This window comes from Streptomyces sp. NH27 (genome assembly GCF_056859195.1).
In genome coordinates, this window is sequence record NZ_JACEGK010000870.1 from 1 (window position 1) to 1,729 (window position 1,729).

The 1,729-nt window shown below is 74.8% G+C and carries 1 protein-coding gene; it reads right to left on the reverse strand.

Annotated features, from left to right (window positions below):
* Nucleotides 1-1,323: threonine/serine exporter family protein (locus AC13HU_RS36655; RefSeq protein WP_483046320.1), on the reverse strand; the 1,323-nt coding region annotated here is incomplete at its 3' end.
* Between the last annotated feature and the right edge of the window lie 406 nt (nt 1,324-1,729).

Here is a 1,729-nt window from a genome sequence, read left to right on the forward strand (position 1 = left end):
AACCCGCCGACCTCGAAGCTCTCGGGCACGGACTTGTGCGCGGCCAGGTGCACGACGGTGTCGCAGCCGTCGAGGTCGGCGGGGATCAGGTCGCGGACGTCGCGGACCTGGAGGCCGTAGGGGCGCGATCGCGGCGGTGACGTACGGCAGCACGGAGACGAAGCGGTAGCGTGCCATGAGCTGGCCGAAGAGCCCGACGAGCCCCGCGGCCGCGGCGGTCGCGGCGACCTGGTTGCCGCCCGCCCGTTGGTGGAGCACCCCGAAGACGGTCCAGGCGACGCCCCCGTTGAGCGTGGCGACCAGCAGCACCTTCCGCTCGCACTGGAGCAGTACCGCGAACGCGAGCGTCAGCACCATCGCGGCGGGCAACTGCACCCACGGCCGGTCGTACGCCCGCAGCGCCTGATCCGGGTTGAGCCGCGCCCCGGTGTGGACCCCGGCGTAGAGGACGAGGGTCACCCCGATCACGATGCCGACGATGAGGTAGACCACTTCGAGCAGCCGGGCCGAGGCGGTGATGTAGAAGCCGGTGAGGCCGTCCTGCACGGCGGCGACCAGCGCACGGCCGGGCAGTAGTGCGAAGAGCCCACCGGTGATCACCGCCGAGGACTGCACGTTGCTCGCGCCCGGTATCCAGTGGCCGTACTGGCCGACCAGCACGCCCATCGCGGCGGCGGGCATCGCGGCGACCCCGAACTGGTAGAACTCCGGCAGCCCCCGCGCGGCCAGCAGCCACGCCAGCCGGTCGCCGAGCATCGCGGCGAGCGCGGCCAGCACGAAGATCAGCGGACCGCCGCCGACCAGCACGCTCGCCGCGCCCGCGAGCAGCCCGGCCGCGCCGGTGAGCACCCACGAGCTGTACGGGTGCCGGTTGCGGCGGATGTCGGCGAGGCTGCGGTACGCCTCCTCCAGCGTCACCTCGTGCGCGGTGATCCCGTCGACGAGGTGGAAGACGGCCGCCAGTCGCGTGTAGTCGGTGCCGCGGCGGCGCACCGTACGGCTCATCGTGTGCGGTGTCTCGGTCAGCGACGGCTGGTACGAGATGCCCAGCAGCGTGAAGGTGACGGTCGGCTCCACCCGCGCCAGCCCGTACGCGAAGGCCACCCCGAACATCGCCGCCTCGACGTCCTCGGCGCCCTCGCCGCCCGCCAGCAGCAACTCCCCGATCCGCAGGGTGAGGTCGAGCACCCGCGGCACCGAACCGCCGCCCGCCCCGGCCACCGTGCCCGGCCGGTCCGCGGGCGGCGCGGGCCGCTCGGTCGACGGCAGCCGCAGCATCGCCCGCATCCGGTCCTGCCACAGTCCGCCCTCGGGCGGCAGCACGACCGCGGGTATGCCCTGGGCGGGCGTCAGCGCGGCTCCGAGATCGACGGGGCCGTCGCCCGTCCCGCCGGACGACGGCTCGGACGCCTCAGCCGCGGGCCCGGAATCCGCCGACCCGGTGCCGGAATTCGCCGGCCCGGTGCCGGGACCCGCCGACCCGGTGCCGGAATTCGCCGGCCCGGTGCCGCAATCCACAGACCCGGTGCCGGGATCCGCCGGCTCAGCCCCGGAATCCGCGGGTCCGGGCCCGGACGCCCCTGGTCGTATGCCGGAGGCCGCGGGCTCCCCGGAGTCGTCAGGTTCTTCCGGTGGCCGGCCGGACGAACCCCGCTGCTCGCCGCCCAAGGCTCAGCGCTTCGTCGCGCGGTGCCGCCCACCGCGCGTGGCGGTGGCGGCGGTCGCCTCG